The organism is Streptomyces sp. NPDC086077 (genome assembly GCF_040686175.1).
Lineage (GTDB): Bacteria > Actinomycetota > Actinomycetes > Streptomycetales > Streptomycetaceae > Streptomyces.
In genome coordinates, this window is record NZ_JBFBJT010000028.1 from 35,789 (window position 1) to 62,576 (window position 26,788).

Sequence of the window (26,788 nt, forward strand, 5' to 3'; positions counted from 1 at the left end):
GCGGTGTCAGTGCGAAGGAGGAGGCGGACCGGGCGGCGCCAAGTCCGGCGGCCCAGCTCCCGACGGACCCGACGCGGTGGGGTCGCCGCCGTCGGGGAGCAGGGCGGCCAGGTCCGCGAGCTCCATCCACGGCCCCGGGCGCACGCCCAGCGGATCGCTCAGCACGCTGGTGACGGTCTCCTGCGGGGGCGGATCGCCCAGCGAGGTGACCACCAGGCGGGCCCCGGTGAAGTCCTCCTCCTCGGTGTAGGCGCTGGTGGTGACGGCGCAGGCCAGCCCCGCGCCGAGCGCGGACAGCATGCCGTTGCGGCTGTCCTCGATCGCGACGACGCGCGCCGGATCGAGGTCCAACCGGCGCACGGTGACTGCGTAGATGTCGGGTGCGGGCTTCTTCCGCTGGACCAGGTCACCGGCGAACACGCCGAAGTGGGTGGCCAGTTCGGGTCCCATGGCGAGTTCGAGCACGCTGCGGACGGACACCTCCGCGGAGGTGGAGGCGACCGCGAGCGTCCACCCGGCCGCGTGGGCCTGCTCGGCGACCCGCCGTACGCCGGGTCTGGGCGGGATGTCTCCGCTGCGGATGATCCCGGTGTAGATCTCGGTCTTGCGCCGGTGCCAGGCGGCGACCTGTTCCTCAAGTGCGGCCGGGTCGGCGGGCAGACCGGCGGCGGCGACGAACTCGGGGGTCAGCAGTGTGCGCATCCGCTCCTTGCCGCCACCGACCTTCACCTTCTGCGCGTACTCCGCGTCGCTCCACCGCACGGGCAGACCGAACTCCTCGAAGGTCGCGTTGAAGGCGGGCAGGTGGCCGTCGCGTTCGGTGTCGGCGAGCACCCCGTCGCAGTCGAAGACGAGCGCGGGCATGGCCTCAGCCCGCCCGCCCGGCGCTGCCGAAGAGCCGCATCAGGGAACCGGTCAACTCGATGACATCCTGACGTACGGCCCGGAACAGCGACGGCGGATCCCACTTCTGCCGCTCCGCCGCCGTTTCCAGGAAGGCCAGATTCGACTTCATGTACGTCTCCTTGAGGGCGGTCGAGATGTTGACCTTCGCGCACCCCCGGGAGATCAGGTCGCGGAACTGCTCGTCGGACAGTCCGCTGCCGCCGTGCAGGGCGATCGGTACCGGATGGGCCGCCACCAGGTCGGAGACGCGCTGGGCGTCGAGCACCGGCGCCTGCTTGTACGACCCGTGGGCGTTCCCGATCGCCGGTGCGAAGACGTCGACCCGCGTGGTCCGCAGGAACTCCAGCGCGACCGCGAGGTCCTGCCGCGCGGCGGCGACGTCACTGCCGACGCCGTCCTCCACACCGGTGATCGATTCGATCTCGCCCTCGACCGCGGCCCCGTACGTACGAGCCTCCGCGACGACCTCGACGGTCTGCCGCATGTTCTCCTCGACGGGCAGGCTGGAGGCGTCGAAGAGCACCGAGTTCCACCCCCGTCGCAGGCACTCGGTGATGACCTCGCGCTCCGGACAGTGATCGAGGTGCAGGGTGACAGGCACCTCGATACCGGCGGTCATCGAGGTCCACATCGCGAAGAGCACGTCGCTGCCGATCGACCTGACCGTCTTCACGGAGGTCTGCACGATCAGCGGCGACGCGTTCTCCACGGCGGCCGCGAGCACGGCCTCCAGCGTGAGGTCGTTGAAGATGTTGATGGCCGGCACGGCGTAGCGCTCTTCGAAAGGCCCGGAGAGGATCTCGGTCAGCGGTTCCACACCCACGGCGCCTCCACGTGTCCGCCCCTTCCCCCTCCATTCGACGCCCGCGCATCACACCCCGCCACTCGTAGGCCGTGCCAGGTCCTTCGGGCGGACACCCACGGTGTCGGGGTGAACACCGTGCGCCGCCACGATCCGGACGACGAACTCGGCGGTCCACACTCTGACAGCTTCTTCACACCGACACACCACACGTCGGCGGCACAGCTGCGCCCGCCACTTCCCCAGGTTCAGGCCTCTTTGTGGTGACTGGGGCGGGCTGACCCGGCAGGGTTCTGCGTGGTGATCCAGTTGGCCAGGAACGTCAGGGCCTCGGCGGAGCCGGAGCCGGGTTCAGCGGTGTACACCAGAAGCGACTGGTCGCTCCCACCCCTGACGTCCAGCACCTGGAAGTCCAGGTCGAGCTCGCCCGCGATCCGGTGATGGAACTTCTTGCGTCCCTGCCGCTGGGCCCGTACACGGTGGCCGGACCACCAGGAGCCGAAGTCGTCGTCCTTCAGGGACAACTCCCCGACGAGCTGGGCGAGCTCGGGGTCGTCCGGATACCGCGCGGCGTCCATCCGCAGGTAAGCGACGCATTCCTGCGCGACCTTCGCCCAGTTCTCGTACATGCCCCGAACCTGGGGATGCAGGAACGTCAGCCATATGTGGTTGCGCTGGCGTTGCGGCAGCTCGGCGAAGTCGGTGAACAACGCCGCTCCCAGCTCGTTCCAGGCGAGGATGTCCATACGTCGTCCGAGGACCAGGGCAGGAACATTGACCAGGCTCTCCAAGAGCACGCGGGTGCCCCGGGAGACCTGCTGCCCGCGCGTGCCGGACGGCCGGAACCTCTCGGGGACGGTGGCGTCCTCCGCGGCGACACGCAGCAGGTATTCCTTCTCGTCCGCCTGCAGACGCAGCGCTTCGGCCAACGCCAGGAGAATCGTCGGGGAAGCGGACTTCACGCGGCCCTGTTCGAGACGCACGATGTAGTCCACGCTGATTCCGGCGAGAGAAGCCAGTTCCTCCCGGCGCAGGCCCGGTACGCGCCGGCGGCCGACGGCGGGCAGGCCCACGTCCTCGGTGTGGATCCGCGCCCGGCACGCACGTAGGTAGTCGCCCAGCTGGGTCATGTGACACTCCTCATCGATCAGTTGGACCGCGTACTTCGACGGCGGGCGGATCAGCCGCGCGCCGCGACGTCGTCGTGGTCCGTCGAGAGCGCCAAGGACCGCCAGGCGCGCGCCTCCTGGGCCAGCTGCGCGACCTTCTGGTCCATCGCGTCCGCGCAGTCACTGCCGAGCTGCGCGCGCAGCGGCGGCTCGTCGGCGTCGACGATCGTGAGGATCGCTGTGGCGCCCTTCACCGGGTCGCCCGGCTGGGCATGGTTGAGGCCCGGCACAGCTCCGCGCACGGCGCCGGCCGTGGCCTCGTAGTCACTGATGACCCGCTCCTCGACGTGGAGGCTGGTGCCGTCCAGGAAATCGGTGCGGAAGTATCCGGGCTCGACGACGGTGACCTTGAGACCCAGCGGTGAGACTTCCTGGTGCAGTGCCTCGGACAGGCCCTCGACGGCGAACTTCGTGGAGCAGTAGACGCCGAATCCGGCCACGCCGTTGAATCCCCCGATGGAGCTCAGGTTGACGACGTGGCCACGCCCCTGCCGCCGCATCACGGGGAGCACGGCCCGGGTCACGTTGAGAAGGCCGAAGACGTTCGTGTCGAACACGGCGCGAGCGGCGGCGTCGGACGTCTCCTCCACGGCACCCAGCACGCCGCGACCCGCGTTGTTGACCAGCACGTCGATTCCGCCGAAGACGTCCGTGGCGGCCTGCACGGCCGAGGCCGCCTGCGCTTCGTCCGTGACGTCCAGGGGGACCGCCAGCAGACGATCTCCGTGACCGGCCAGCGCCTGCTCCACCCCCTCCGGCCGCCGGGCGGTGGCCACGACCCGGTCGCCCCGCTCCAGTGCCTGGCGTGCGAGTTCGAGGCCGAACCCGCGGGACGCGCCGGTGATGAACCAAACAGTCATGAAGCTCTCCGTCACAAGTAGCTGTGATTCGCGTAGGTCAATCGTCTGCCACCCGTCGGTGACCAGCCAGGGAAGGATGTGCATAGGCTTACGGGCCCGTGCCTGAGGTCCCTCCTCTGGATCTGGGACCCCTGCTGGGGGCGATGAGGCAGAGGCCGGATCCGGCGCCCGTCATGGCTGCTCCGCCGAAGAGCACACCGGCTTCGGCGTCGGCGTTCTCCAGCACAGACGGGCCCAGGCCCGCGACGAGCAGCGCGCACCCGGACCGGGAAGCCGACCGATCGCTCACGCGCTGGAGGACCGGAGCCGACAGCGCGCGGTCCTGCATGCAACAGGGTGGACGTCATCTCGACACCGGTGAAGCAGGTAGCTGCATCCGAGGACGCACAGTGAGCCGATGAGGTGCCGGCGCTGCTGGCACAGCCCGTAGACGGCCGGCGGAGCGCTGCTCGCCAGGCGAGGAGAGGGCAGGAGCGCGGCGACCGCTGGTGCGGGGACGTTTCCGCCGCCGTGCCGGGGGTCATGGGCGATCCCTTCGCTCCGCTCGCCGACCGGGGAAAATGGGAACGCAGTACCGGCATCCGGCGACATCCGGATCACGCCCCCTGCACCTGGGCAGTGTGATCACCGGAACACACCACGGTGTCACACTGCCACCGGCCCGGCGCACGGGGGACCGAGGGCGGACATGGGGCGCGGGCCCGACTGTACGGGGGATCAGGCGGGCCCGCTTACGCACCACGGTACTGGCGGAGAACCGAACACACTGCATGTCGGCGAGGAGTGGGGACGATCGGGAAGACCACACTTCCCCAATGGTCAGCGACCGAGGATCGGGACTGCTGTCAGAGGATGCCGAGCCGAGCGCCGTGGCCCACGGCATGGGCACGGTTACGGAGGCCGAGCCGGACGTTCAGGGAGTGGAGCGCGTTCTTGATGGTGCGCTCCGAGTAGCCGAGTTTTTCGGCGATCTCCTCGGTCGTCCATCCTTCCGCCAGAAGCCTGACGATATCGATCTCACGCTCGGTGAAACCGACCGGCGAGGCCCCTGTCCCCTGCAGCACCCGCAGGTCTTCGATCAGGTTGCGCACGAGCGCCGCCGGAAGACGGGCGTTGCCCGCCCAACCGTCCAGGACCGCGGCGAGGATCTGCTGCATCCCCGTCTGCCGGCGGGGCAGGAAGCCCACCAGCCGATGGCCGATCACGTCCTTGAGCTGACGCTCCGTGATGCTGTTGGCGACCAGGACGATCCGCATCTGCGCATTGGCCGACCCCTGCGCCTCACTTCGGATCTCGGCGAGGGTGGTGGAGGTGACATCGGTGTCGAGGACGACCAGCATGTCCGCCCGCGCGCTGTCTTCGCGCTCCAGGACGTCGACCTGAGGGCGGGAGCGGAGGTAGGCGACCACACCTTGTTGTGTGAGGGGGTCGCCGGCCAGGACGGCGACGGTCGGCGACCGTGTGATGCGCCGATGGGGGAGCGGGGTGCCGTCGGTACCCTCGTCGCACAAGCCGCGCGAGCTGGCCCGGGGCAGGGCATGTGGTTGCATGGAAGGTCTTCGCCACTCTCAGGAGCTGGGGCTGCGATCGGCCGGTCGAGGCGAGAGGGCCCTGATCACCTTCGACAGTGTGCCTCGCCGACACCGGCCTCGTCCACACGAGTCGCGGCCCCACCGGCCGGCACAGCGGGGAAGGTCGACACCGACTCCATATGTCATGTGTTCACGCGCCGTCCTTCACCTGCCTGCCACCGGAACCCACCGTCGACGGCGGATTGCATGTCACCGGTCGCGTCGGAGGTCTCTTCATCCTCTGTTCACGAAGCTGTCGTTCGCACGACCGACAAGCGAACCCCTGGGCCGTGAACGTGAGTCGGTCATGACGTCGCATCCGCGACGAGTGGTCATTCATCGAAAGGCGCCGCATCCCAGATGTGGACATCCTCTGGGCGGTCGCTCCTGAAGCGCACGCCCTTTTCCTGGCCCCGCGGCCGCAGACTCGCCGCGGCCGCACTCGCCCTCAGTTCCCTCGCCGTTGTTCCGCCCGTCGCGCACGGTGCCGAAGCCGCGTCCCGGATCAGCGCGTTCGACGCGGTCGATCCGTTCATCGGAACCCGGCTCGACGCCTCGCAGAACAAGGGCAACAGCGCCTACGGCAACACCTGGCCCGGGGCGACCGTTCCCTTCGGCATGGTGCAGTCGAGCCCCGTCACCTACCGGACCTCCGACCGCGACCAGAAGGGCGGGTACGAGTACACCGCCGACAAGCTCCGCGGTTTCGGCATGACGCGCCTGTCCGGCACCGGCTGCGAGGGCCGCTTCAGCGGCTTCGACTTCCCGCTGCTGCCGTACACCGGGGCGCTGCCGAACGGCGCCCTGCCGACCAGCCCGGCAAGCGACATCACCGACTACTACCTCGGCTTCGACCATGCCCGCGAGGAAGCGGAACCCGGCTACTACTCCGTGACGACTGACAACGATGTCACGACGGAGCTGACCGCCGACACCCGCACGGCGGTCAGCAGCTTCGACTTCCCCGAGGCCGACAGCTCCACCCTGATCCTCGACGTCGCCGGCTCCAACAACCGGGTCTTCGGCAGCGAGGTGACCGTCAAGAACGGCAACACCGTCGAGGGCTGGGTCGAGGCCGCCGCCATCTGCGACGAGGGCGGGCGCTACCGCGCCTACTTCTCCGCCACGTTCGACAAGCCGATCCGCTCGTACGGCACCTGGGAGGGCGGCGACGTCACCCCCGGCTCCGCCACCGCGCGCGCCGCCGAGGCCAAGCACGGCGCCGGCGCCTACCTCGTCTTCGACAAGGGCGCCAAGGTCACTTCCACGGTCGGCCTCAGCTACGTCGGCATCGCAGGCGCCGCCGAGAACGCCGCCCACGAGGTCTCCTCACGCGACGACTTCGACGACGTCCGCGAGGACGCCGAGGAAACGTGGCGCGACGCCCTGGACACCGTCCGGGTCGACGGCGGCACCGAAGAGGAGCGGACCAAGTTCTACACCGCCCTGTACCACGCGCTGCTGCACCCCAACACGTTCGACGACGTCAACGGTGACTACCAGGGGTACGACGGCAAGGTCCACAAGGTCGACAAGGGACGTCACCACTACGTCACCTACGCCGGCTGGGACTCCTACCGCAGCCAGGCGCAGCTCGTCGCGCTGCTCTTCCCGAAGGTCGGCAGCGACGTCAACCAGTCGATCACCGACATGGTGACGCAGAGCGGGAAGTGGCCCAACTGGCCGCACCTGAACCAGCTCCAGCAGAAGATGAGCGGCGACTCGCTCCAGTCCCTGCTGTCCTCCGTCGACGCCTTCGGCAGCACCGACTACGACCGCCGCGCCGCCCTGGAGTCGATGAAGGCCACCCAGACGCTGCCCGCCGACCGCACGCTGCGCCGCCACGGGTACCAGTACATGAGTGTCGGCTTCATCGAGAACCGCAAGGCGGACGCGGCCACCTCCAAGACGCTCGAGTACGCGGTCAACGACTTCGGCATCGCCCAGCTCGCCAAGCGTCTCGGCGACAGGACGGCGTACGACCGCTACATGGCCCGCGCGCAGAACTGGCAGAACGTCTTCGACGAGACCAGCCGCCACATCCGCCCCCGGGACCGCAACGGCTTCGACCGGGGCTTCGAGCTGGGAGAGCGCGGCGACCAGTTCGAGCAGGCCACCGGCTGGCAGTACGGCTGGATGGTCCCGCACAACCTCGGCACCCTGATCGAGAAGCGCGGCGGCCAGGAGATCTCCACGACCGCCCTGGACGAGCACCTCAGCGCCCTCGACGCCGGTGTCTACAACACCCGCGGCGCCTACCTCAGCAATCAGCCGAGCTTCGGCGCTCCGTACGTCTACCACTGGCTCCGTCAGCCGAACAAGGCCCGTGAGGCCCTGAACCGGGCCGCCACGCAGATGTACGACACGACGCCCTCGGGTCTGCCGGGCAACGACGACCTCGGGTCGCTCAGCTCCTGGTACGTATGGGCGAACGTCGGCCTCTACCCGGCCGTCCCCGGCACCGCCGACCTGGTCGTCAGCGGCCCGCGGTTCGACCGCGTCGTCATCGACAGCGCCGACAGCCGGCGCCGCATCGAGATCGAGGCCGACGGCGCGTCCACGCGGCCGTACGTCACCGGTATGAAGGTCGACGGGCGCTCCACCACCCGCTCGTGGCTGGACGAGGACTTCGCCCGCGAGGGCGGCGACATCCGCCTGACCATGTCGACGCGCCAGGGCACCTGGGGCGCCCGGGCGTCGGACGTTCCCCCGTCGTACACCGACGGCAGCGACGCGCGGAACAACGTGGGCACCACGCCGGACGGCGCCGGCAACACCGGTTCGCTGGACGTGAGCGACAACTCCCTTTCCCGCGACCGCCTGGCCGCCGCCGGTGCCGCCCCCGGCGCCCGCATCCCGCACGGCGACACCGGCGTCACCTTCACCTGGCCGAGGGCCGAACCGGGACAGCCCGACAACTGGATCCCGCACGGCCAGCGGGTCGACATGGGTGACGTCCGGGCGACCGGCATCTCCTTCCTGGGCCTGGCCACCAACGGGCCCTCCCAGGGCACCGCGGTCGTCGAGTACACCGACGGCTCCGCCCAGGAGGTCGGCGTCCAGTTCACCGACTGGACCCCGGGCACCAACTACCAGTTCGGCAACACCCCGCTGGTGACCACCGTCGGCCGCAACCGCGCCGCCGGTGGCAACGACACCGTCGAGACGAAGGTCTTCGGCACCGTTCCCCGGCTGCTCGACCCGTCCAAGCGCGTCGCCTCGGTCGTCCTGCCCCGGAGCACGGACCGCGGCATCATGCACGTCTTCGACGTCGCGCTGACCACCAAGCAGGGACTGGAGGTCCCTGGCACCACCCCCGAGCGGATCGTGCTCACCCCGACCGGTACGCCGCACTCCTCGCAGGCCGTCACCTGGCGCACCGGCGCCGGAGTGACCGCGGGCGAGGTGCGGTTCCGCAAGACCGGCGACCGCACCTGGCGTACCGCTGAGGCCCGCGCCAACGAGGAACTCGTCAGCGCGGGCGTCCCGACCCGCACGCATTCCGCCACGATGAGCGGCCTGCGGCCGGGCACCGCGTACGAGTACCAGGTCGGCACGGACAAGTGGTTCGGCCCGGCCCACACCTTCACCACGGCGGAGCGCCCCGGTGAGGACTTCACCTTCCTGTACTTCGGCGACGCCCAGAACGACCTGGCGTCGCGGTGGGCCCCGGTGGTGAAGCAGGCCTACGAGCGGTACCCGGACGCAGTCGGCAGCGTCAACGCCGGGGACCTGATCAACTCCAGCGGCAACGACAGCGAGTGGCGCGACTGGTTCGGTGCCATGGACGGCTACAGCCAGACCAGCAACGTCATCGCCGCCCCGGGCAACCACGAGTACTCCGGCGACACCTTCCTGCGCACCTGGAAGTCGACGTTCGAGTTCCCGGACAACGGTCCGCGAGCGGACGGGGCCGCCGGCACCACCCCCGCCGAGCGCCGGCGCGCGGTCTACGAGGCCCACATGGCCGAGGTGATCGCGGAGACCGCGTACTACACCGACTACCAGGGCGTCAGGTTCATCACCCTCAACGCCAGCACCGGGGACGCCCGTTCGATGATGACGCCGCCCTGGCTGCCCGCGTGCAGCCAGGACTGCCCCGATCCGGAGAAGCTGTGGCTCGAACTCCAGGGGCGCTGGCTGGACCATGTCCTGGAGAACAACCCCAACAAGTGGGCGGTGGCGGTCTTCCACCAGCCGGTGTTCTCGGCCGCCGAGGGCCGGGACGAGAAGCCGGTCCGCGACGCGTGGCTGCCGGTCTTCCAGCGCAACGACATCGACCTGGTGCTCATGGGGCACGACCACGTGTACTCCCGCGGGTACGTCGACTCGGACGCCACCAGCACTCCGGGCATGACCACGGGACCGGTCTACACCGTCGCGGTCTCCGGCCCTAAGTACTACGAGTTGGCCCCTGAGGGCGAGAGCGTGTGGAAGCGCAACGGCGCGACCGAGGTCGCGCGTGCCGGACACACCTCGACCTTCCAGGGCATCAAGGTCACCAGGAACCAACTGCGCTACGAGGCCGTCGTGGCCGCGAAGTGGGACGACCGGTCGACCACCGACAAGGAGGTGGGCGAGGTGCTGGACGCCTTCACCATCACCAAGTACGACGACGGAACCAAGTACGTGACGGAGGACGGGGTGGCCGTGCCCGGGCGGCCACGCTCCACACACTGACCAGGTGCTCGTCGCTCGATGAGTCCAGTGGCCCGCCGGACGCCCCAGCGGCGTCCGGCGGGCCGCTCGCTCGCTCGACGGCGCCCGCACCACGGCCCCGTACTCACCCCCGCCGCCGACCAGGACGGGCCGCCGTATGCTCGTCGCGGGGAGAGACTCAGGAGCAGGGAGCACACATGTCAGCGCCAGGACCGACGGCGAACAGCATCGAAACGGTGACGGCGTTGCTTCAGGCGGAGCTGGTCCAGCTGGAGGAGCAGCAAGAAGAGCTCTACATGCAGCAGCGGTCGGTGCAGGCGCAACTGGCAGTCGTCTCGAGCCACATGGAATCCATCCGGGGAGCCCTGGCCGCACTGCACACCCTTCCGTCGGCCGTGCCGGCTCGGGTCGACGGTGCACCTGCCGAAGGTACGCCCACGGAAGGTGCGCCCGCCGGGGGTGCGGGGACGGGAAGCGAACGCGCGGCGAAGACGGGCCACTCGGTGCCCGATCTGCAGGGCCGCGGCTTCACGGAACAAGTGATCGCCGTGCTCGCCAGCGAACCCGGTGCTGTCCTGCGGGCCCGTGATGTCGCCGAAGTTCTTGGCCGCGACGGGACCGCGGGCAGCATCAACGCCGTTCGCAGCACCCTCGACCGCCTCGTCGCCACCTCCCGGGCGCACCGGGTCGGACGAGGCCTCTACCAGGCTCCGGCTCCCGGGCGCCGCTGACGGAGGCTTCCACGGACTCGGCGGAGCCGAAGTGCCGTTCACGTCCACCTAAGCGACCGGGACCCATCCCGGGCCCCGGGCGCCGGAACGCCGCATGCTCCACCGCGCGAGCGGCATCAGGGCCTCCACCAGTTCCTGGCCTGCCGGTGCCAGCCGGTAGTGGATCTGCACGGGCGTCGAGGGGATGACGGTGCGCTCGATGAGGCCCTCGGCCTCCAGCTCCTTGAGCCGCTGGGAGAGCAGGCGATCGGAGATCCCGCTGATCAGCGCGCGGTACTCGCCGAAGCGCCGGGCGCCCCGGCCGGCGGCGTGCAGTACCGAGCCCGTCCAGCGGCGTCCGACGAGTTCGAGGGTGCCCTCGAAACTCGGGCAGGTGTCGTCATGAATGGAATCCACTTACAAAAGATTAGCACCTTACTCGACGTTTTGCCGAGTGAGTGGTTCCACGCATCGTGGACGCATGACCGACTACGAACGCCCGCTCTCCTTCGGCGTGAGTCTCGACCCCGCCGCCGAGACGTGGCCGCGGACCCTGCGGCTCGCGCGGACGGCGGAGCACCGCGGCCTGGACCTCCTCGCCGTCCAGGACCACCCGTACCAGCCGGGCCACCTCGACGCCTGGACCCTGATCTCGCACCTGTCCGCCTTCACGGACCGCATCTCGTTCCTCACCGACGTCGCCGACCTGCAGCTGCGGCCGCCGGTGATGCTCGCCAAGGCCGCCACGTCCTTGAGTGTGCTCACCGGCGGACGTGTGCGGCTCGGCGTCGGCGGGGGCGGCATCCCCGACGCCATCGCCTCCATGGGTGGGCCGGCCCGACGGGGCCACGACATGGTGGCGTTCGCCGAGGAGTCGCTGGGGCTGCTGCGGAAGGCCCTGAACGGGGACGCCGTGCGGCTGCACAGCCCGTATCACAGCATCGGCGGGTACCAGGCAGGACCGGTGCCCCCCAGGCCCGTCGAACTCTGGCTCGGAGCGCAGAAGCGCCGCATGCTCACCCTGGCCGGTCAGCAGGCGGACGGCTGGATCTCACCTCTGAACATCTACGTCCCTCCGCGCGAGGTGCCCGCACGCCAGCGGATCATCGACGAGGCGGCAGCCGGAGCCGGCCGCGATCCGAGGACCCTGCGGCGCGTCTACAACGTGATCGGTGTGATCGGCAGCCACGGCGGTGCTCCCGGCCTCGTCGGTGACGTGCCTCGCTGGGTGGACACCCTCACCGAGTGGACCGTCGAGCTCGGGTTCGACACGTTCGTCCTCTGGCCGGCCGCCGACCCCGAGCAGCAGCTCGCCCGCTTCGCCGACGAGGTCGTGCCGGCGGTGCGCGAGAGCGTGGCGAAGATCAGGGGCGGGCGATGAGCCGAGGTGTCGGCGACGCGCCGACGGAACTCGCGGGCAAGATCGTCACGCCCGGCGACGGGCGCTACCAGCGGGTCCGCTCCACCTACACGACGGTCGGCCGGCCGGCCGTCGTGGTCCTGCCCGAATCCGCGCGGGACATCGCGGCGGCGCTGCGGTTCGCGCGGGACAGAGGGTTTCCGGTCGCGGTCCGCAGTGGCGGTCACGGTCTGGCAGGCACCGGCACGAACGACGACGGGCTCGTCATCGACCTGAGAGCGCTGAACCGTGTCGACGTCCTCGATCGCCGCACCCGACTGGTCCGGGTCGAGGCGGGCGCACGCTGGGCCCAGGTCGCCCAGGCGCTCGCCCCGCACGGGCTCGCCATCAGTTCCGGCGACCACGGGAACGTCGGTGTCGGCGGCATCGCGACCGGCGGTGGTGTCGGCTGGCTGGTACGGAAGTACGGGCTCACCATCGACCACATTCGCGCGGTCGAGGTCGTCCTGGCCGACGGGACGATCGTCCGCGCCGATGCCCACAACGAGCCCGACCTGCTGTGGGTCATGCGGGGAGCCGGTGCGGGCGCCGGCGTCGCGGTCGCCTTCGAGATCGAGGCCATGGACCTCCGTGACGTCGGCCATGCGCAGCTGGTCACGGCGGTGGATCCGACTGGGGAGACGCTGCGGCGCTGGGCCGACGTCATGGCCCGGGCACCGCGCGAGCTGTCGACGGAGGTCAGGCTGGCGTCGCAGAACGACGGCTCCACCGTGGCCGTCATCACGGCCGTCGTGGCCTCGGACAGCCCGTCTGTCATCCGCAAGGCGCTCGAACCCCTTCTGAAGGTCGGTGACGTGATGGGGCAGCAGGCCCACCTCGTCTCCTACACCGACCTGGTGTCACCCCTCCACCTCCACGAGAACACCGGGCAGATGCCGGCCAGAACCACCAACGGACTTCTCACCGAGATGTCCGCGGGCGCCGCAAGCGCCCTGGTGAAGGCGTCGGCGGCCCGGGATCCGATCCTCGTGCAGATGCGGTCGCTCGGCGGCGCGACCCACGTTCCGGATTCCGCCGCCACCGCGTTCGCGCATCGCCATCAGAACGTCCTCGTCATCGGCGCGGGGTTCCCACCGGACGCGCGAGGCACCTTGCGCACCGGCTGGGCGCCGCTCGCCCCGTTCATGGACGGCGCCTACGTCAACTTCGAGAGCGCCCCCGACGAGACGGCGTTCGCCCATTTCTACCCGGGACCGACCGGCGCCCGCGTGGCCGACCTGTGGAAGCGGTACGACCCGGAGGGCGTCCTGCGCCCCTGGTCGCGGGCCTGACGCGGGCGACAACCTTGCGGCGAGCCTGATCTGGAGGGGTGCCTCATGTTATGCTGGGCGCATGACCGAGCGAACCGTCTCCCACGCGCAAGAGGCTCAGGCCAAGCCGCGACGCCGTGACGCCCAGCGCAATCGCGACGCGATCGTGGCGGTGGCGCGCGTGGCCTTCGCGGAGCAGGGTCTGGAGGCGTCCCTGGAGGGCGTCGCCCGCGAGGCCGGCGTCGCGATCGGAACGCTCTACCGGCATTTCCCGACCCGGCTCGCCCTGGTCGAGGAGCTCTTCGCCGAGAAGTTCACCTATCTCCTGGACACCGCCGAAGAGGCGGCCGCCATGGATGACGCCTGGGAAGGGTTCTGCTCCTACCTGGAGCGGTTCTGCGAACTGCAGGCGTGCGACCGCGCGTTCAACGCCATGGCCGCCGCCCGGCTGCCGGTGAACACCCGCAGCGGGCAGCTCAACGAGCGCGTCAGGGAGATGGGGATCAGGATCCTTCACAGGGCCCAGCAGCAGGGTGTCGTGCGTGCCGACGTCACCCCGGAGGACATCGCCTTCGTCGCCTGGTCCCTGGAAGGCATCATCCAGGCCACGCGCACCGTCGCCCCCAGCGCCTGGCGCCGTCACCTCTACTTGATGCTGGACGCCTTCCGCGCAGGCTGCGCCCACGAGTTGCCCGAGCCGCCGCTCAGCCCTCAGCAGGTCCGACAGACCATCGAAGCGCTCGAGTGCTGCGTGGCGGACGACTGCTGAGGGGGCCGACCGCCGGGGAGGCGGGACATGCGGCGCGACGACGGCCGCGGGATGCTCAGCTGTCCGCCAGAAGGTGCGCCAGTTCGGCGTCCATGTCGAACTGCTCGGACTCGGCCCCCAGCGGCACCATGGACCGCGTCCTGCTCAGAAAGGACTTCATGTCCGGCAGGGGAGCCTCGAGCAGGGCCGAACCCGCGGGCGAGTCGAGCGCGATGTACACCACGTCGCGCCCGGGGCCGATCGCCGCCGGCCACACCCGGACGTCGCCCTGACCGGCGTGGCGCGTCAGACCCTCGGCGATCACATCACGACTGAAGACCCACTCCACCGAACCGCTGCCGTCCGCGGCGCCGAAGGTGGCCGTGAGGGCATAGGGATCGTGGGCGGCGTAGTGCAGCCGCATCCGGACAGGAACGGATTCGGTGAAGGACCGCACCAACCGCACGGGCAGGTCAATCTCTGTGGTTCTGATCGATTCCATGATTCCATCCGATGTACCCCCGCGTGAGAGGGAGAACGCAGCAGGCGGTACGGAGCCGCCCCCCGCATCGGTTGCGTCTCCGTACCGCGATTCCTGAACCTGGCGGCCTCAGCGCGCGAAGGCGAGCACCTGGTCCACGTACCAGCGGTCCACCTCGCCGTGGCGCGACGGCGTCACATCGATCCAGCGGCCGTCCACCAGCTGGTGGAGGCGGTGACCGTCCCAGCGGTACTGCACGTGGTGGTGCCGGTCCCGCGCGTCGTCACGGTGGTCGTGGTCGTAGCGCCAGGCCCGGTAGTGGTCACGGTGGTCGTCGTCCGAGTACCGGGCGCGGTGCCCGTCGCGTCCGTCGTCGCGCTCCTGGTACGCCCCTCGGTCGTGGCCGGTGTCCGGGGTCGCCGCCGATGCCGTGCCTCCGGCTCCGAGGATCGCCCCGGCCGCGACCGCCACGGACGCGGCGGCGATCGGCAGTCGCTTGATGAGCTTCTTCATGGTCGTCTCCCTGTGTTTCGCTGAACCGGAGGGGGTCCTCACGTTCTCTCGCGGCCCAGCGTACCTGAGGGCACCCTCATGTTCCTTCGTGTGCGAGGTGAAGCCGCTCACAGGCGGTGCAGGACTAGGGCGGAGAGCTCGCGCAGGGTGCCGGCGGGTGCCGCCCCCCTCACACGAAGCGGACGTCGCTGAGGTCGATCCAGACCATGAGCTGGCCCGGCACGGGACGGCCGTCGGGGGCGCGGCGGTGCGCCCGGCGCAGTACTGCCCTCGACAGCCGGGGACACCTAGGCTGGAGGTGTGGGCCGCGGTGTCGTGACGCTGTTCCTGTGCGGGGACGTGATGCTCGGGCGCGGCGTGGACCAGATCCTCGCGCACCCCGGCGATCCCAGGCTGCGGGAGGGGTACGTCATGGACGCCCGCGACTACGTGGCGCTGGCCGAGGCGGTCAGCGGTCCGATCCCCGTGCCGGTCGGCCCGGCATGGCCGTGGGGCGAGGCGCTGCCCGTGCTGGACGAGGCCGCGCCGGACGTCCGGATCGTGAACCTGGAGACGGCCGTGACGAGCGGTGGCTCCTTCGCGCCCGGCAAACAGGTGCACTACCGGATGCACCCGGCCAACCTGCCCGCGCTCACCGTCGCCCGCCCCGACGTCTGCGTGCTGGCCAACAACCACGTCCTGGACTTCGGCCGCGCCGGCCTGGAGGAGACCTTGGACGCGCTCGACGGCGCCGGTCTGCGGACGGTCGGCGCAGGTCGCGACGCCGACGGTGCGCGGGCCCCCGCCGTGGTCCCGCTCCGCGCCGGCGGCCGCGTCCTTGTCCTCGCCCTCGGTACCCGCTCCAGCGGCATCCCGCCCGGCTGGGCGGCGACCGGGGACGCACAGCCCGGCGTCGCGTACGCCGCGGGTCCCTCGCCAGGTGCGGCGGAGGACGTCGTGCGGCGCGTACGACGGGTCAAGCGGGCCGGTGACCTCGTGGTCGTCTCCGTGCACTGGGGCTCGAACTGGGGCTATCTCGTCCCCCGCGACCAGGTCCGCTTCGCGCACGCCCTGGTGGACGGCGGTGTCGACCTCGTCCACGGCCACTCCTCGCATCACCCCCGCCCGCTTGAGGTCTACCGGGACCGGCTGATCCTCTACGGCTGCGGCGACTTCGTCGACGACTACGAGGGCATCCCCGGCAACGAGGAGTACCGCGACGACCTCCGCCTCGCCCACCTCGCCACGCTGGAGGCGGACACCGGGCGCCTGACCGGCCTGCGGATGGTGCCGCTGCGGGCCCGGCGGATGCGGCTGGAGGCCGCGCCCGAGCGTGACCGCAGGTGGCTGTGCGGCATCCTCGACCGGATCAGCGCGGGCGTCCACGTGGATCCGGCGCCCGACGGGACGCTGACGCTGTCGCGATGAACCCCCGCCGGCGGTCGCGCGTCGTGCGGCACGTGAGTTCTGGTCCCTCCGCGGTTACTCGGACCTCATGGCTGGCATCGACATCAGAAGTAGCGCATTCGACGACCACTCCTTCATCGCGCGCCACTACGCGTACGAGGGGGAGAACGTCTCGCCCCCGCTGGCGTGGAGCGGCGTCCCGGACGACGCGACGGAGCTGGTGCTGCTGTGCGAGGACCCGGACGCCCCGTCGGGCACGTTCGCGCACTGGATCGTGGTCGGCATCGATCCCCGCAGCGAGGGTGTCCACGCGGGGGAGGTCCCGCCCGGCGGCACCGAACTCGTCAATGGCTACGGCGAACGGGGCTGGGGCGGCCCGCATCCGCCGCCGGGCGACGACGCCCACCACTATTTCTTCCGGCTCTACGCCCTGTCGGAACCCTGCGCGCTCCCCGACGCGCCGAACGCCGCACAGGTGCGCGAGACAGTCGGTGAACGCGAGGTGGCCGACGGCACGCTGGTGGGCCTCTACCGGCGCTGATTCCGGGCCCGCCGCACGGGCCGCCTCACGGGACTCGAGGGCGCCGGGCCGCGTATCGGGGCAGGTCGGAACGGGTAGCGGGAGTGCTCGGTAGCCAGGGTCACCCACCGGGTCTGCGTCCAGCAGGCCCAGGCAGTGCTCGGCGCGCTCGCCGGTACCGGCGAGGCGGTCCAGGCGCCGGTCACCACCTTCGGGAACGGCATCGACTCGGTGGTGGACGCGATCCTCGACGCCCACCGCCTGCGGCAGCACCAGAGCTGGGCCGGCCTCGACCGCGCCGAGCGCCTCGAACTCTTCCGCGGCCTCGACGAGCATGGAGTGTTCGCGGTCCGCCGCGCGGTCGAGCACGTCGCCACGCGCCTCGGGATCTCCCGTGCCTCCGCCTACAGCTGCCTCTCCCAGGCCCGTGCCACGACCGACCCCGCTGCCGAAGGAGCCCGCCCGTGACGACCTCCATCCCGCCCGTCACCCTCGACGACGTCCGGGACGCCGCCGCGCGGCTGAAGGGCGTCGCCCACCGCACGCCGGTCCTGCGCTCCCGCACTCTCGACGCCCTGGTCGGCGGCGAAGTGCTCCTGAAGTGCGAGAACTTCCAGCGGGTCGGCGCCTTCAAGTTCCGCGGCGCCTACAACACCGCCTCGCGGCTCACGCCCGGGCAACTGGCCCGGGGCATCGCCACGTACTCCTCCGGCAACCACGCCCAGGCCGTCGCCCTCGCCGCCCGCGAACTGGGCACCACCGCGGTGATCGTGATGCCCGACGACGCCCCGGCCTCGAAACGGGCCGCAACCGAGGGATACGGCGCCGAGATCGTCACGTACGACCGCTACGCCGGCGACCGGGTCGCCCTCGCCGAGGTCCTGGCCGCGGAGCGGGGCCTGACCGTCATCCCGCCGTACGAGCATCCGCACGTGATCGCCGGGCAGGGTACCGCGGCGCTCGAACTCCTGGAAGAGGTGGGGGAGCTGGACGCGCTGATCACTCCGGTCGGCGGTGGCGGGCTGATCGCCGGCAGTGCCACTGCGGCCAAGGGGCTGCATCCCGATGTCCGGGTGATCGGTGTCGAGCCGGAGGCCGGCGACGACACCAAGCGGTCGCTGGAGGCGGGCCGGCGCGTCAGCATCCCGGTGCCGCACACCATCGCCGACGGACAGGCGCTGCACACGCCGGGCGAGCTGACCTTCTCCGTCAACCGGCGGCTCGTCGAGGGCATCACGCTGGTCTCCGACGACGAGATCCGGGCCGCGATGCGGTTCGCCTTCGAGCGGCTGAAGATCGTCGTCGAGCCCAGCGGCGCCACCCCGCTCGCCGCCCTGCTCTCCGGCCGCGTCGAGCGCCTGCCACGCCGGATCGGTGTGATCGTCTCCGGCGGCAACATCGACGCCGACCGCTTCACCCGCCTCTGCGGGGACGCCGGCTGAGCGCTGGGTGGCGGGCCCGGGCCGGGCGGGCGGACCATGAGACAGAGGGCCCGACTGTCGCCGCTGCCGCTCACGAACTCCCGGAGCGGGCGGCGCGGACCGGTGCCCCGGCCGGAAAGGAGGAGCGGTCATGCTAGAGGTGAAGACGCTCGACAAACCGGACGAGCGGCGCGACTTCCCGCGCGGTCACCTGGAAGCGGTCCACCTCTCGGGGCTGGACTTCGCGGTGGCCACGTTCGAGCCGGGCTGGCACTGGACGGAGTCCGTCGCGCCCCTCGCGGGCACCGACTCCTGCCAGATCCACCACAACGGCTATGTCCTCCAGGGCAGGATGCGGCTGCGCATGGACGACGGCGCCGAGCAGGAGGTCGGCCCCGGTGACGTCTTCGTCTGCACTCCCGGGCACGACGCCTGGGTCGTCGGGGACGAGCAGGTCATCGTCTACGACTTCGCGGGCTCCATGGCCCGGGATTACGCCAAGGGGGAGTAGGGCGAGGGGCGTACGGACGACTCCGTGCGCCCGCCGCACCGGCCCTCAGACCACCACGACTATCTTCGCGCGGGCGTGCTCCTCCTCCAGGTGCCGTATGGCCCGGGGTGCCTCGCTCAGCGGATAGGTGCGCTCCACGACCGGGGTGACCTGCCCCGACTCGACGAGGTCCCGTAGCGCCGCGAGATTCTCCTTGCTCGCCCGCGCCGGGAGTTCGAGCAGTCGCTGGCCGACGAAGGGCGCCAGCATGCGCCGCCTGAGGAACAGCCCCATCGGGCCGAGGAGGCTGCCGCCCTCGTAGAAGCCGCCGCCGGACAGGACGAGCGTGCCGTCCGGGGTCAGGGCGCGCCGGAATTCGCCCAGGGACCGGTTGCCCACCAGGTCCAGCACGACGTCGTAGCGCCGCCCCGCGCGCGTGAAGTCCTCCTGTGTGTAGTCGACGACGTGGTCCGCGCCGAGCGAGCGGACCAGGTCCGCGTTCCGCGTGCTGCACACGCCGGTGACCTCCGCGCCGTACGCCTTGGCGATCTGCACGGCGAACGTGCCCACCCCGCCCGACGCGCCGTTGACCAGTACGGTCCCGCCCGCCCGCACTCCGGCGACGTCGCGCAGGCCGACAAGCGCGGTGTTCGCGGCCAGCGGCATCGCGGCCGCCTCCTCGAAGGTGAGGCGGCCCGGCTTCCGGTCCACCGCGCCGTCCGCGACACACACGAACTCCGCGAACGCCCCGTCGGCCTCGCCGTACACCTCGTCGCCGGGCGCCAGTGCCTCGACCGCGGCGCCGACGGCTTCCACCACACCGGCGAAGTCCCGGCCGCGGACGGCCGCCTTCGGTCTGCGGAGCCCGAACGCCGCGCGGGCGATCTTCGGATCGCCGTGCATGTAGTGCCAGTCGTAGGCGTTGACCGAGGCCGCGCGCACCCGCACCAGCACCTCGCCCGCCGCGGGCACCGGCCGCGCGACCTCCCGGAACTCCAGCGTGTCCCATCCGCCGTACCGGTTCTGAACCACTGCCTTCATGGGTGTCCCCCTCCGTTGCGGCGAGCGTAGGGAAGGACGGGCGCAGCGCACATCAGGGTCGAACCCCGATTCACCCCGGAAGGGCCCACGACTTGCCCTGGGAAACCGATCGGTTTACAGTCTGAGGAGGCGAGGAAAACCGATCGGTTTCCCCCACCTTCCTGGCGCCGAGACAGTAAGGACAGACCCATGACCACCCTCGAAGGCTCCGTCGCCCTCGTCACCGGCGGCAGCCGCGGCATCGGTAAGGCGCTGGTGGCGGCCCTGTACGAGCGCGGCGCGAAAAAGGTGTACGCCACCGCCCGCGACCCCCGTACGATCACGCACCCCGACGCCGTACCACTCGCGCTGGAGGTGAGCGATCCCGCGTCCGTCGCGGCCGCGGCCGCACAGGCGCAGGACGTCACGGTCCTGATCAACAACGCGGGCGCCTCGGTGAACGCGAACTTCCTCGACTCGCCGGTGGAGGACGTCCGCCGCGAGTTCGAGACCAACTTCTTCGGACCGCTCCTCGTGACCCGCGCCTTCGTCCCGGTCCTGGAGCGCAACGGCGGCGGCCACATCCTCAACTTCCACTCGGTGCTGTCGTGGGTCGGCCTCGCCGGCTCCTACAGCGCCTCCAAGGCGGCCTTCTGGTCGCAGACCAACTCCCTGCGCCTGGACCTCAGGCCGCGCGGCATCGAGGTCACCGGCCTGCACGTCGGCTACGTCGACACCGACATGACGGCGAAGGTCGACGCGCCCAAGTCCACGCCCGAGAGCGTCGCGGCGCAGGCCCTGGACGGCATCGAGTCGGGCGCGTTCGAGGTGCTGGCCGACGACATCTCGCGGCAGGTCAAGGCGGGCCTGTCGGCCGACCTCGCGGCGCTCTATCCGCAGCTCGCCGCCTGATCAGACCGGCAGCAGGCGGGCGACCAGCTCGCTGAGCTGCCGGGCGTTGCGGCACTCGTGCATCGCGACGAGCTCGGCGTAGGCGGGCGCGGCGGAGTCGCCGGTGCCCCACTGGGAGCGCGGCTCGGGGTTCAGCCAGTGGACGCGGCGGGCCCGCCCGCCGATCCGCCGCAGCGCCGCCAGGTTCGGGTCGCTCATGTTCGTGCGGGCGTCGCCGAGGACGAGCACCGTCGTCCGCGGGCCGACCGCGTCGCCGTACCGCTCGGCGAACTCGCCCAGCGAGACGCCGTAGTCACTGCTGCCGTGCCAGCCGGTGAGCGTCGCCTCGGCGCGGATGCGCGCGCTCAGACCCTCGGAGTCGGCGGCGCCGTGCACCAGCAGCCCGGTCACCTCGTCGATCCGGTTGACGAACGCGAACACGCGCAGCTTGCTGAACTGGTCGTGCAGCGCCTGCACCAGCAGCATCGTGAAGTCCGAGAAGCCGGACACCGAGCCCGACACGTCGCACAGCAGCACCAGTTCGGGCCGGACCGGACGCCGTCTGCGCAGCACCGGCCGCACCGGCACGCCGCCCGTGGACAGCGAGCCGCGCAGGGTGCGCCGCAGATCGATGCTGCCCCGCGTGGCCCGCCGACGCCGGGCGGCCAGCCGGGTGGCGAGCTTGCGGGCGAGCGGCTGCACGGCCCGGCGCAGCTCCGCCAGCCGGTCCTTGCCGGCGTAAAGGAAGTCGACCCGGTCGGCCGTGGGCGCCACCGCGCGCCGCGCGATCTCGTCGCGGCCCCGCCGCTCGGCCACCCGGCGTCGTGCCTCCGCTCCCACCAGGGCGCGGAAGGCCTCGATACGACGCCGGATCTCGTCGTCCAGCAGCCGGTCCGCGAATCCCGGCTCGCCCGGCCGGCCCCGCACGTCGGCGCGGACCCGGGCGAGCAGCGTCTGCGGGCGGATCCGGTCCAGTGCCTGGTACGCCGACCAGCCGTCCGAGCCCGGCGAACTCCCGTACCCGCCGAAGCCGTCGACGGCCTCGACCGCCAACCGGCCCAGCAGCGCGCCGTCGTCGGCGGTGAGCGCCGCCGCGAGCCGCTCGCGCAGATCGTCCCGGTCCGCCGTCGCACCGTCCGGGCCGCCCACGGCGCGCGGGAAGTAGAGGTCGAAGACCGGGTCGAACACCGGCCGCTGCCCGTGGGTGTGCAGCAGCGTCGCGGCGAGTCCCTCGCGCAGCAGCTCGCGGTCGGCGAGTCCCAGCGCCTGCACCGCCCGCGCCGCGTCCACGGTCTCGCCGGTGCCGACGCGGACGCCGTGCGCGCGCAGCGCGGCCACGAAGTCCGTCAGGCGGGAGGCGACGTCGGAGGTCATACGGCGTCCAGGTCCAGCTTGGCCGCGGCCTTCAGCACGTCGTCCTGGTGCTTGAGGAGCACACCCAGGGTGTCGCGCACCACGTTCTCGTCCAGCGTGGCGGCGCCCAGCGCCAGCAGGGTGCGGGCCCAGTCGACGGTCTCCGCGACCGACGGTGCCTTGCGCAGATCCATCGCGCGCAGCGCGCCCACCACCCGGACCACCGACGCGGCCAGCGCGGCGTCGATGCCGGGCACCTTCAGCCGGACGATCCGGCGCTCCAGCTCCTCGTCCGGGAAGCCGATGTGGAGGAACAGACAGCGGCGGCGCAGCGCCTCCGACAGCTCGCGGGTCGCGTTCGACGTGAGCACCACGAAGGGGCGGCGCGTCGCTGTGACCGTGCCCAGCTCCGGAACGGTGACCTGGAAGTCGCTCAGCACCTCCAGCAGCAGTCCCTCCACCTCGACGTCGGCCTTGTCGGTCTCGTCGATCAGCAGCACCGTGGGCTCGTCGCCGCGGATGGCGGTGAGCAGGGGCCGCGGAAGCAGGAACTCCTCGCTGAAGATGTCGTCGCGCGCCTCGTCCCACGTCTCGTCGCGGCCCGCGCTGATGCGCAGCAGCTGCTTGGCGTGGTTCCACTCGTACAGCGCGCGGGACTCGTCCACACCCTCGTAGCACTGGAGTCGTACCAGCCGGGCTCCGGAGATCTGGGCGACGGCCTTGGCGAGCTCCGTCTTGCCGACGCCCGCCGGGCCCTCCACCAGGAGCGGCTTGCCGAGGCGGTCGGCGAGGAAGACGGTCGTGGCGACCGCGGGCGACGCCAGGTAGCCGGTCTCGGCGAGGCGTGCGGAGACGTCGTCGACGGAAGTGAACAACCGGGCCTCCGGCGGTGGCGGTGGACGGGATCGGCTCCTATCTAAGCGCTTGGTCAGCGCTCCTGTCACCCCTTGCCCGGCGTGATCGGGCCGCGGTATACCGATCGGTTTCCCCTGCCGCGTCCGCGCGGTAACCTCGCACCATGGCCACGACAGACAAGGCGTCCTCCCGCGACCGGCTGCTCGACGCCGCCGCCCAGCTGTTCTACCGCGACGGCGTCTCCATCGGCGTCGAGGCGCTGTGCCGGGCCGCCGGGGTCTCGAAGCGGTCGATGTACCAGCTCTTCGACAGCAAGGACGAGATGCTCGCCGCGAGCCTGGAGCGGCAGCTCCCGGGCTACGAGGCGCAGCTGGCGCCCGGGGACGCGGACGCCGGGCCGCCCCGGGAGCGGGTCCTGCGCGTCTTCGAACTGCTGGAGGAGGCCTCGGTGAGCGCCGACTACCACGGCTGCCCCTACCTCGCGGCACTGGTCGAGCTGAAGGACCCCGAGCACCCGGCGAGCGTCGTCGCCCGCGCCGTCAAGGAGCGGCTGAAGACCTTCTTCCGCACCCAGGCCGAGCGCGGCGGCGCCCAGGATCCCGAGCTCCTCGCCCGGCAACTCCTGCTGATCTTCGACGGCGCGAGCGCCCGCTCCGGCGCACGCGTGGAGAGACTCGACGACGGCCTGACGACGGCGACAGCGAGCGCACTGCTGGACGCGGCGGGCGTGAAGTAGCGGACGCCGGCGAAGAGAGCCGCAGCTGCCCAGGAGTCGCCCCCGAGCAGCGCAGCAGCTCCAGCCCGGCGGCCCGCTGCCGCACGTTGACCGTCAGGGTGGACGCGACCGCGAAGAAGGGGCCCCGTCTCGTGCCTCTGTCGTGAGCTGGTGCGAAACATCGTCGTCGCCCTCCGTGCGGCACTCCCTGTGCCTCGTCCATCACGCTACGGACGGCGCGGACCGGGCACACGGGGCGCAGAACCCGTATCGCGGGCTGTACTCAGCGACACCCCGGACGGGTCACCAGAACAAGCCGACCCGGCAGGCCGCCCGATGCAATGGACGGGTGACCGCGCCCCCGGACGACTGCCTCGCGCGCAACGAATGGATCTGCGGCGACTATCTGAGCACCCGCCGCGAGATCCTCCTCGACGCCGTGGGCCAGCACCTCCAGCTGACGTCCGTCTCGGTGCTGATGGGTCTCGCCCTCGCCCTGCCGCTCGCGGTGCTGGCCCGCCGCTGGGGCTGGGCGGCCGGTCCCGTGCTCGGTGTGACGACGATCCTCTACACGATCCCGTCCCTGGCGATGTTCTCGCTGCTGCTCCCCGCCTACGGACTCTCGGCGACCCTGGTGATCGCCGGGCTGGTCCTGTACTCGCTGACCCTGCTGGTCCGCAACATTCTCGCCGGCCTGCGGGCCGTGCCCGAGGAGACCCGGCAGGCCGCCCGCGGCATGGGCTACGGACCGATCCGCCTCCTCCTGACCGTCGAGCTGCCGCTCGCCCTGCCGGCCGCCATGGCCGGGCTGCGCATCGCCACCGTGTCCGCGGTCTCGCTGGTGACGGTCGGCGCCGTCGTCGGCTTCGGCGGGCTCGGCAATCTGATCTACGCGGGAATGAACACGTTCTTCAAGGCGCAGGTGCTGACGGCGTCCGTGCTGTGCGTGGTCATCGCGGTCGCGGCCGACCTGCTCCTGCTGGGGGTCCAGCGCCTGATCACACCCTGGACGAGGGCCCGTACATGAACACGCTCACCGAGACCTGGGACTGGCTCACCGACCCCGCGCACTGGTCGGGCGCCGACGGCATCTGGCAGCGGCTGCTCCAGCACCTGGTGCTCACGGTGGTCTGCCTGATCGTCAGCTGCCTGATCGCCCTGCCCGTCGCCGTGGTCCTCGGCCACCTCGGCAAGGGCGGGGTGCTCGCGGTCAACATCTCCAACGTCGGCCGCGCCGTCCCCACCTTCGCGGTGCTGGTCCTGCTGCTGCTGACCCCCGTCGGCGCCTGGAGCGAGGGCCCCACGGTCGTCGCCCTGGTGCTGTTCGCCGTACCTCCCCTCCTGACGAACGCGTACGTCGGCATGCGCGAGGTCGACCGCAGCACCGTGCAGGCGGCGCGGGGGATGGGGATGACGGGACGCCAGGTGATGCTCCAGGTCGAAGTGCCGCTGGCCTCCCCGATGATCCTGAACGGGATGCGCGTCGCCGCCGTGCAGCTCGTCGCGACCGCCACCATCGCCGCCCTGGCGGGCGGGGGCGGCCTGGGCCGGATCATCACGGCCGGCTTCAACCTCGCCAGTACGCCGATGGTGGTGGGCGGCGCGGTGCTCGTCGCCGTGTTCGCCCTGATCGTCGAAGGCCTCTTCGAGATCGCCGAACGCCTGGCACCGGCCTGGGCGAGGGGCACGCCATGAACGCCGGACGAGGCCGTGTTCGGCCGGCGGCCGCGCTTCTGCTCCTGGCGACCGCCTGCTCCACCGGCCCCTCCCTGGAGAGCCAGGGCGAGGTGACCGCGCCGCCCGGGGACAGTCACCACCTGACCGTCGGCTCCGCCGGGTTCACCGAGAGCGACCTGCTCGCCCAGATGTACGCCCTGCTGCTGGACCAGGCCGGCTACCGGACGTCCCTGATCACCGTCGCCAACCGCGAGCTGTACGAACCCGCCCTGGAATCGGGCCAGATCGACGTCGTCCCGGAGTACGCGGCCACCTTCGCCGACTGGCTCAACGCCAAGACCAACGGCCCCGACGCACCGCCGGTCGGCTCACCCGATCTCGACGCCACCATGCAGGCCCTGCGCGGACTGGCGACGCCGCGCGGCCTGACCGTCCTGAACCCGGGCCGGGCGGTCGACCAGAACGCCTTCGCGGTGAGCGCGTCGTACGCACGCCGACACCACCTCAAGACCCTCAGCGACCTGGGCGGATCCGGTCTGCGTGTACGGCTGGCTGCGGGCGACGAGTGCGTGCAGCGGCCCTACTGCGCCCCCGGTCTGCGCAAGGTCTACGGCATCGACATCGTCGCCGTCGACCCCAAGGGCGTCGGCACCACGCAGGCCAAACGAGCGGTGCAGAGCGGTCACGACCAGATGGTGCTCACCACCACGACGGACGCCACCCTCGGCGAGTTCGGCCTGGTGATCCTCGCCGACGACAAGCACCTGCAGAACGCCGACTACGTCGTACCGGTCGTCAACCGTGCCCGCGCCGGCGCCCCCGGCGTCGCCAAGGCCCTCGACAAGCTCAACGCCGTCCTCACCACGGCCGACCTCGCCTCCATGAACCAGCAGGTGGACAGCTGGCGCCGCCTGACCACGGACGTGGCCCGCACCTATCTTGAGGACAAGGGCCTCCTGAAGTGACACCGGTACGCCCGCCGGTGAGCGGGGCGGCGTCGCGTGGGCGAGTTACCGGTCTCACGCGTCCGCCACCGAGTCGAAGTCCACCTGTTCCCTTGACACGCCCTGGGCGTCCGCGTCCACCGAGCGGCGCAGGGCCTCGTGCAGCTTGGCGGGGGTCAGGACGCCGAGGAAGCGGGAGCCCTGAAGCACCGCGACCCAGCCGGCGTCGTGCTGGAGCATCACGCCGAAGGCCTGTTTCAGCGGGGCGCCCACCGGGACCCAGGCGTTCATACGGTGGGCCAGGTCCCCGACGGAGGCGCTCGTGCCGAGCTCGTCCAGCGCGACCCAGCCGTGCAGGTCGCCGCGCGCGTCCAGGACCACCGCCCACCGGGCCCCCTCCGCCCGCAGCCGCCGCGCCGCCCGGCCG

The 26,788-nt window shown here is 71.2% G+C and carries 25 protein-coding genes and 2 pseudogenes; 15 read left to right on the forward strand and 12 right to left on the reverse strand.

All coding sequences use genetic code 11. The annotated features are described in order from the left end of the window. Positions 1-6: 6 nt before the first annotated feature. The 5 genes from AB0O67_RS11355 to AB0O67_RS11375 form a co-directional block, all read right to left on the reverse strand. A complete protein-coding gene (locus AB0O67_RS11355; protein WP_365448625.1) occupies positions 7-864 on the reverse strand; it encodes an HAD-IA family hydrolase in 858 nt (285 codons plus the stop codon). 4 nt (positions 865-868) lie between these two features. Beyond that, positions 869-1,729: a class II fructose-bisphosphate aldolase gene (locus AB0O67_RS11360; RefSeq protein WP_365448627.1), complete on the reverse strand. Its 861-nt coding sequence runs from the start codon at positions 1,727-1,729 to the stop codon at positions 869-871. A 227-nt stretch (positions 1,730-1,956) separates the two neighbouring features. Further along, entirely contained in the window at positions 1,957-2,838 is an 882-nt protein-coding gene (locus AB0O67_RS11365; protein WP_365448629.1) for a helix-turn-helix transcriptional regulator, read from the reverse strand. Between the two features lie 50 nt (positions 2,839-2,888). Next, positions 2,889-3,737 (reverse strand): oxidoreductase, encoded by an 849-nt coding sequence (locus AB0O67_RS11370; protein ID WP_365448631.1) that lies wholly within the window; start codon positions 3,735-3,737, stop codon positions 2,889-2,891. A gap of 845 nt (positions 3,738-4,582) precedes the next feature. Next, a complete protein-coding gene (locus tag AB0O67_RS11375) occupies positions 4,583-5,287 on the reverse strand; it encodes a response regulator transcription factor (protein WP_365448633.1) in 705 nt (234 codons plus the stop codon). Positions 5,288-5,668: 381 nt separating this feature from the next. Here AB0O67_RS11375 and AB0O67_RS11380 point away from each other — a divergent pair, with 381 nt between their 5' ends. Both AB0O67_RS11380 and AB0O67_RS11385 read left to right on the forward strand, forming a co-directional pair. After that, positions 5,669-9,988: a GH92 family glycosyl hydrolase gene (locus tag AB0O67_RS11380; RefSeq protein WP_365448635.1), complete on the forward strand. Its 4,320-nt coding sequence runs from the start codon at positions 5,669-5,671 to the stop codon at positions 9,986-9,988. Positions 9,989-10,164: 176 nt separating this feature from the next. Further along, positions 10,165-10,698, forward strand: coding sequence for a hypothetical protein (locus tag AB0O67_RS11385; protein ID WP_365448637.1), 534 nt, complete (start codon positions 10,165-10,167; stop codon positions 10,696-10,698). Between the two features lie 48 nt (positions 10,699-10,746). On the opposite strand, the gene AB0O67_RS11390 is transcribed toward AB0O67_RS11385, so the two are convergent. Continuing rightward, positions 10,747-11,094 carry a helix-turn-helix domain-containing protein gene (locus tag AB0O67_RS11390; protein ID WP_365448639.1) on the reverse strand — a complete coding sequence of 116 codons (348 nt, stop codon included), beginning with the start codon at positions 11,092-11,094 and terminating at the stop codon, positions 10,747-10,749. A gap of 64 nt (positions 11,095-11,158) precedes the next feature. Between AB0O67_RS11390 and AB0O67_RS11395 the strand changes: the two genes are divergently transcribed. From AB0O67_RS11395 to AB0O67_RS11405, 3 genes are all read left to right on the forward strand, one after another. Then, positions 11,159-12,058, forward strand: a complete 900-nt coding sequence (locus tag AB0O67_RS11395) for an LLM class flavin-dependent oxidoreductase (protein ID WP_365448641.1) — start codon at positions 11,159-11,161, stop codon at positions 12,056-12,058. Continuing rightward, on the forward strand, positions 12,055-13,368 hold the full coding sequence (locus AB0O67_RS11400; RefSeq protein WP_365448643.1) for an FAD-dependent oxidoreductase: 1,314 nt from the start codon (positions 12,055-12,057) through the stop codon (positions 13,366-13,368). The genes AB0O67_RS11395 and AB0O67_RS11400 overlap by 4 nt, the downstream gene beginning before the upstream one ends. 61 nt (positions 13,369-13,429) lie before the next feature. Then, complete coding sequence (locus AB0O67_RS11405; RefSeq protein ID WP_365448645.1) at positions 13,430-14,116, forward strand: helix-turn-helix domain-containing protein; 687 nt, start codon at positions 13,430-13,432, stop codon at positions 14,114-14,116. A 55-nt stretch (positions 14,117-14,171) separates the two neighbouring features. Here AB0O67_RS11405 and AB0O67_RS11410 read toward each other — a convergent pair whose 3' ends face one another. Further along, positions 14,172-14,597, reverse strand: coding sequence for an SsgA family sporulation/cell division regulator (locus AB0O67_RS11410; RefSeq protein WP_365448647.1), 426 nt, complete (start codon positions 14,595-14,597; stop codon positions 14,172-14,174). Between the two features lie 108 nt (positions 14,598-14,705). Continuing rightward, positions 14,706-15,089: a hypothetical protein gene (locus AB0O67_RS11415; RefSeq protein WP_365448649.1), complete on the reverse strand. Its 384-nt coding sequence runs from the start codon at positions 15,087-15,089 to the stop codon at positions 14,706-14,708. Positions 15,090-15,389: 300 nt separating this feature from the next. Between AB0O67_RS11415 and AB0O67_RS11420 the strand changes: the two genes are divergently transcribed. The 5 genes and pseudogenes from AB0O67_RS11420 (at position 15,390) to AB0O67_RS11440 (ending at position 18,927) form a co-directional block, all read left to right on the forward strand. Next, on the forward strand, positions 15,390-16,496 hold the full coding sequence (locus AB0O67_RS11420) for a CapA family protein (protein WP_365448651.1): 1,107 nt from the start codon (positions 15,390-15,392) through the stop codon (positions 16,494-16,496). Between the two features lie 67 nt (positions 16,497-16,563). Beyond that, positions 16,564-17,016, forward strand: coding sequence for a YbhB/YbcL family Raf kinase inhibitor-like protein (locus AB0O67_RS11425; protein WP_365448653.1), 453 nt, complete (start codon positions 16,564-16,566; stop codon positions 17,014-17,016). Positions 17,017-17,133: 117 nt separating this feature from the next. Beyond that, a pseudogene (locus tag AB0O67_RS11430) lies at positions 17,134-17,463 on the forward strand (helix-turn-helix domain-containing protein); the annotation flags it as partial. Beyond that, entirely contained in the window at positions 17,460-18,437 is a 978-nt protein-coding gene (locus AB0O67_RS11435) for a pyridoxal-phosphate dependent enzyme (RefSeq protein ID WP_365448655.1), read from the forward strand. The pseudogene AB0O67_RS11430 and the gene AB0O67_RS11435, both read left to right, overlap by 4 nt. A 130-nt stretch (positions 18,438-18,567) precedes the next feature. Further along, positions 18,568-18,927, forward strand: a complete 360-nt coding sequence (locus tag AB0O67_RS11440) for a cupin domain-containing protein (protein ID WP_365448657.1) — start codon at positions 18,568-18,570, stop codon at positions 18,925-18,927. Between the two features lie 45 nt (positions 18,928-18,972). Here the strand turns inward: AB0O67_RS11440 and AB0O67_RS11445 are convergent, their stop codons facing one another. After that, entirely contained in the window at positions 18,973-19,947 is a 975-nt protein-coding gene (locus tag AB0O67_RS11445) for an NAD(P)-dependent alcohol dehydrogenase (protein ID WP_365448659.1), read from the reverse strand. 189 nt (positions 19,948-20,136) lie between these two features. On the opposite strand from AB0O67_RS11445, the gene AB0O67_RS11450 reads away from it, so the two are divergent. Then, positions 20,137-20,838, forward strand: coding sequence for an SDR family oxidoreductase (locus AB0O67_RS11450; RefSeq protein ID WP_365448661.1), 702 nt, complete (start codon positions 20,137-20,139; stop codon positions 20,836-20,838). Here the strand turns inward: AB0O67_RS11450 and AB0O67_RS11455 are convergent, their stop codons facing one another. Next, on the reverse strand, positions 20,839-22,191 hold the full coding sequence (locus AB0O67_RS11455; protein ID WP_365448663.1) for a VWA domain-containing protein: 1,353 nt from the start codon (positions 22,189-22,191) through the stop codon (positions 20,839-20,841). After that, positions 22,188-23,045, reverse strand: coding sequence for a MoxR family ATPase (locus AB0O67_RS11460; protein ID WP_365448665.1), 858 nt, complete (start codon positions 23,043-23,045; stop codon positions 22,188-22,190). The genes AB0O67_RS11455 and AB0O67_RS11460 overlap by 4 nt, the downstream gene beginning before the upstream one ends. A 143-nt stretch (positions 23,046-23,188) precedes the next feature. On the opposite strand from AB0O67_RS11460, the gene AB0O67_RS11465 reads away from it, so the two are divergent. The 4 genes from AB0O67_RS11465 to AB0O67_RS11480 all read left to right on the forward strand — a co-directional run bounded on the left by AB0O67_RS11465 (position 23,189) and on the right by AB0O67_RS11480 (position 26,382). Continuing rightward, positions 23,189-23,761 (forward strand): TetR/AcrR family transcriptional regulator, encoded by a 573-nt coding sequence (locus AB0O67_RS11465; protein ID WP_365448667.1) that lies wholly within the window; start codon positions 23,189-23,191, stop codon positions 23,759-23,761. Positions 23,762-24,089: 328 nt separating this feature from the next. Continuing rightward, positions 24,090-24,767: an ABC transporter permease gene (locus AB0O67_RS11470; protein WP_365448669.1), complete on the forward strand. Its 678-nt coding sequence runs from the start codon at positions 24,090-24,092 to the stop codon at positions 24,765-24,767. After that, the gene (locus AB0O67_RS11475; RefSeq protein ID WP_365448671.1) at positions 24,764-25,435 is read left to right on the forward strand and encodes an ABC transporter permease; all 672 of its coding nucleotides are present in this window, start codon (positions 24,764-24,766) and stop codon (positions 25,433-25,435) included. Before AB0O67_RS11470 ends, AB0O67_RS11475 begins: the two co-directional genes overlap by 4 nt. Beyond that, a complete protein-coding gene (locus AB0O67_RS11480; protein ID WP_365448673.1) occupies positions 25,432-26,382 on the forward strand; it encodes an ABC transporter substrate-binding protein in 951 nt (316 codons plus the stop codon). Before AB0O67_RS11475 ends, AB0O67_RS11480 begins: the two co-directional genes overlap by 4 nt. A gap of 54 nt (positions 26,383-26,436) precedes the next feature. Here AB0O67_RS11480 and AB0O67_RS11485 read toward each other — a convergent pair. Then, positions 26,437-26,788: pseudogene (locus tag AB0O67_RS11485) on the reverse strand (ABC transporter ATP-binding protein); the annotation flags it as partial.

Coding starts and splice junctions, on each gene's coding strand:
- AB0O67_RS11455 (WP_365448663.1), bottom strand. CDS start 22,191: ATGACCTCCGACGTCGCCTCCCGCCTGACGGACTTCGTGGCCGCGCTG.
- AB0O67_RS11480 (WP_365448673.1), top strand. CDS start 25,432: ATGAACGCCGGACGAGGCCGTGTTCGGCCGGCGGCCGCGCTTCTGCTC.
- AB0O67_RS11400 (WP_365448643.1), top strand. CDS start 12,055: ATGAGCCGAGGTGTCGGCGACGCGCCGACGGAACTCGCGGGCAAGATC.
- AB0O67_RS11375 (WP_365448633.1), bottom strand. CDS start 5,287: ATGCAACCACATGCCCTGCCCCGGGCCAGCTCGCGCGGCTTGTGCGAC.
- AB0O67_RS11405 (WP_365448645.1), top strand. CDS start 13,430: ATGACCGAGCGAACCGTCTCCCACGCGCAAGAGGCTCAGGCCAAGCCG.
- AB0O67_RS11385 (WP_365448637.1), top strand. CDS start 10,165: ATGTCAGCGCCAGGACCGACGGCGAACAGCATCGAAACGGTGACGGCG.
- AB0O67_RS11370 (WP_365448631.1), bottom strand. CDS start 3,737: ATGACTGTTTGGTTCATCACCGGCGCGTCCCGCGGGTTCGGCCTCGAA.
- AB0O67_RS11440 (WP_365448657.1), top strand. CDS start 18,568: ATGCTAGAGGTGAAGACGCTCGACAAACCGGACGAGCGGCGCGACTTC.
- AB0O67_RS11355 (WP_365448625.1), bottom strand. CDS start 864: ATGCCCGCGCTCGTCTTCGACTGCGACGGGGTGCTCGCCGACACCGAA.
- AB0O67_RS11475 (WP_365448671.1), top strand. CDS start 24,764: ATGAACACGCTCACCGAGACCTGGGACTGGCTCACCGACCCCGCGCAC.
- AB0O67_RS11410 (WP_365448647.1), bottom strand. CDS start 14,597: ATGGAATCGATCAGAACCACAGAGATTGACCTGCCCGTGCGGTTGGTG.
- AB0O67_RS11450 (WP_365448661.1), top strand. CDS start 20,137: ATGACCACCCTCGAAGGCTCCGTCGCCCTCGTCACCGGCGGCAGCCGC.
- AB0O67_RS11415 (WP_365448649.1), bottom strand. CDS start 15,089: ATGAAGAAGCTCATCAAGCGACTGCCGATCGCCGCCGCGTCCGTGGCG.
- AB0O67_RS11395 (WP_365448641.1), top strand. CDS start 11,159: ATGACCGACTACGAACGCCCGCTCTCCTTCGGCGTGAGTCTCGACCCC.
- AB0O67_RS11445 (WP_365448659.1), bottom strand. CDS start 19,947: ATGAAGGCAGTGGTTCAGAACCGGTACGGCGGATGGGACACGCTGGAG.
- AB0O67_RS11365 (WP_365448629.1), bottom strand. CDS start 2,838: ATGACCCAGCTGGGCGACTACCTACGTGCGTGCCGGGCGCGGATCCAC.
- AB0O67_RS11465 (WP_365448667.1), top strand. CDS start 23,189: ATGGCCACGACAGACAAGGCGTCCTCCCGCGACCGGCTGCTCGACGCC.
- AB0O67_RS11380 (WP_365448635.1), top strand. CDS start 5,669: ATGTGGACATCCTCTGGGCGGTCGCTCCTGAAGCGCACGCCCTTTTCC.
- AB0O67_RS11425 (WP_365448653.1), top strand. CDS start 16,564: ATGGCTGGCATCGACATCAGAAGTAGCGCATTCGACGACCACTCCTTC.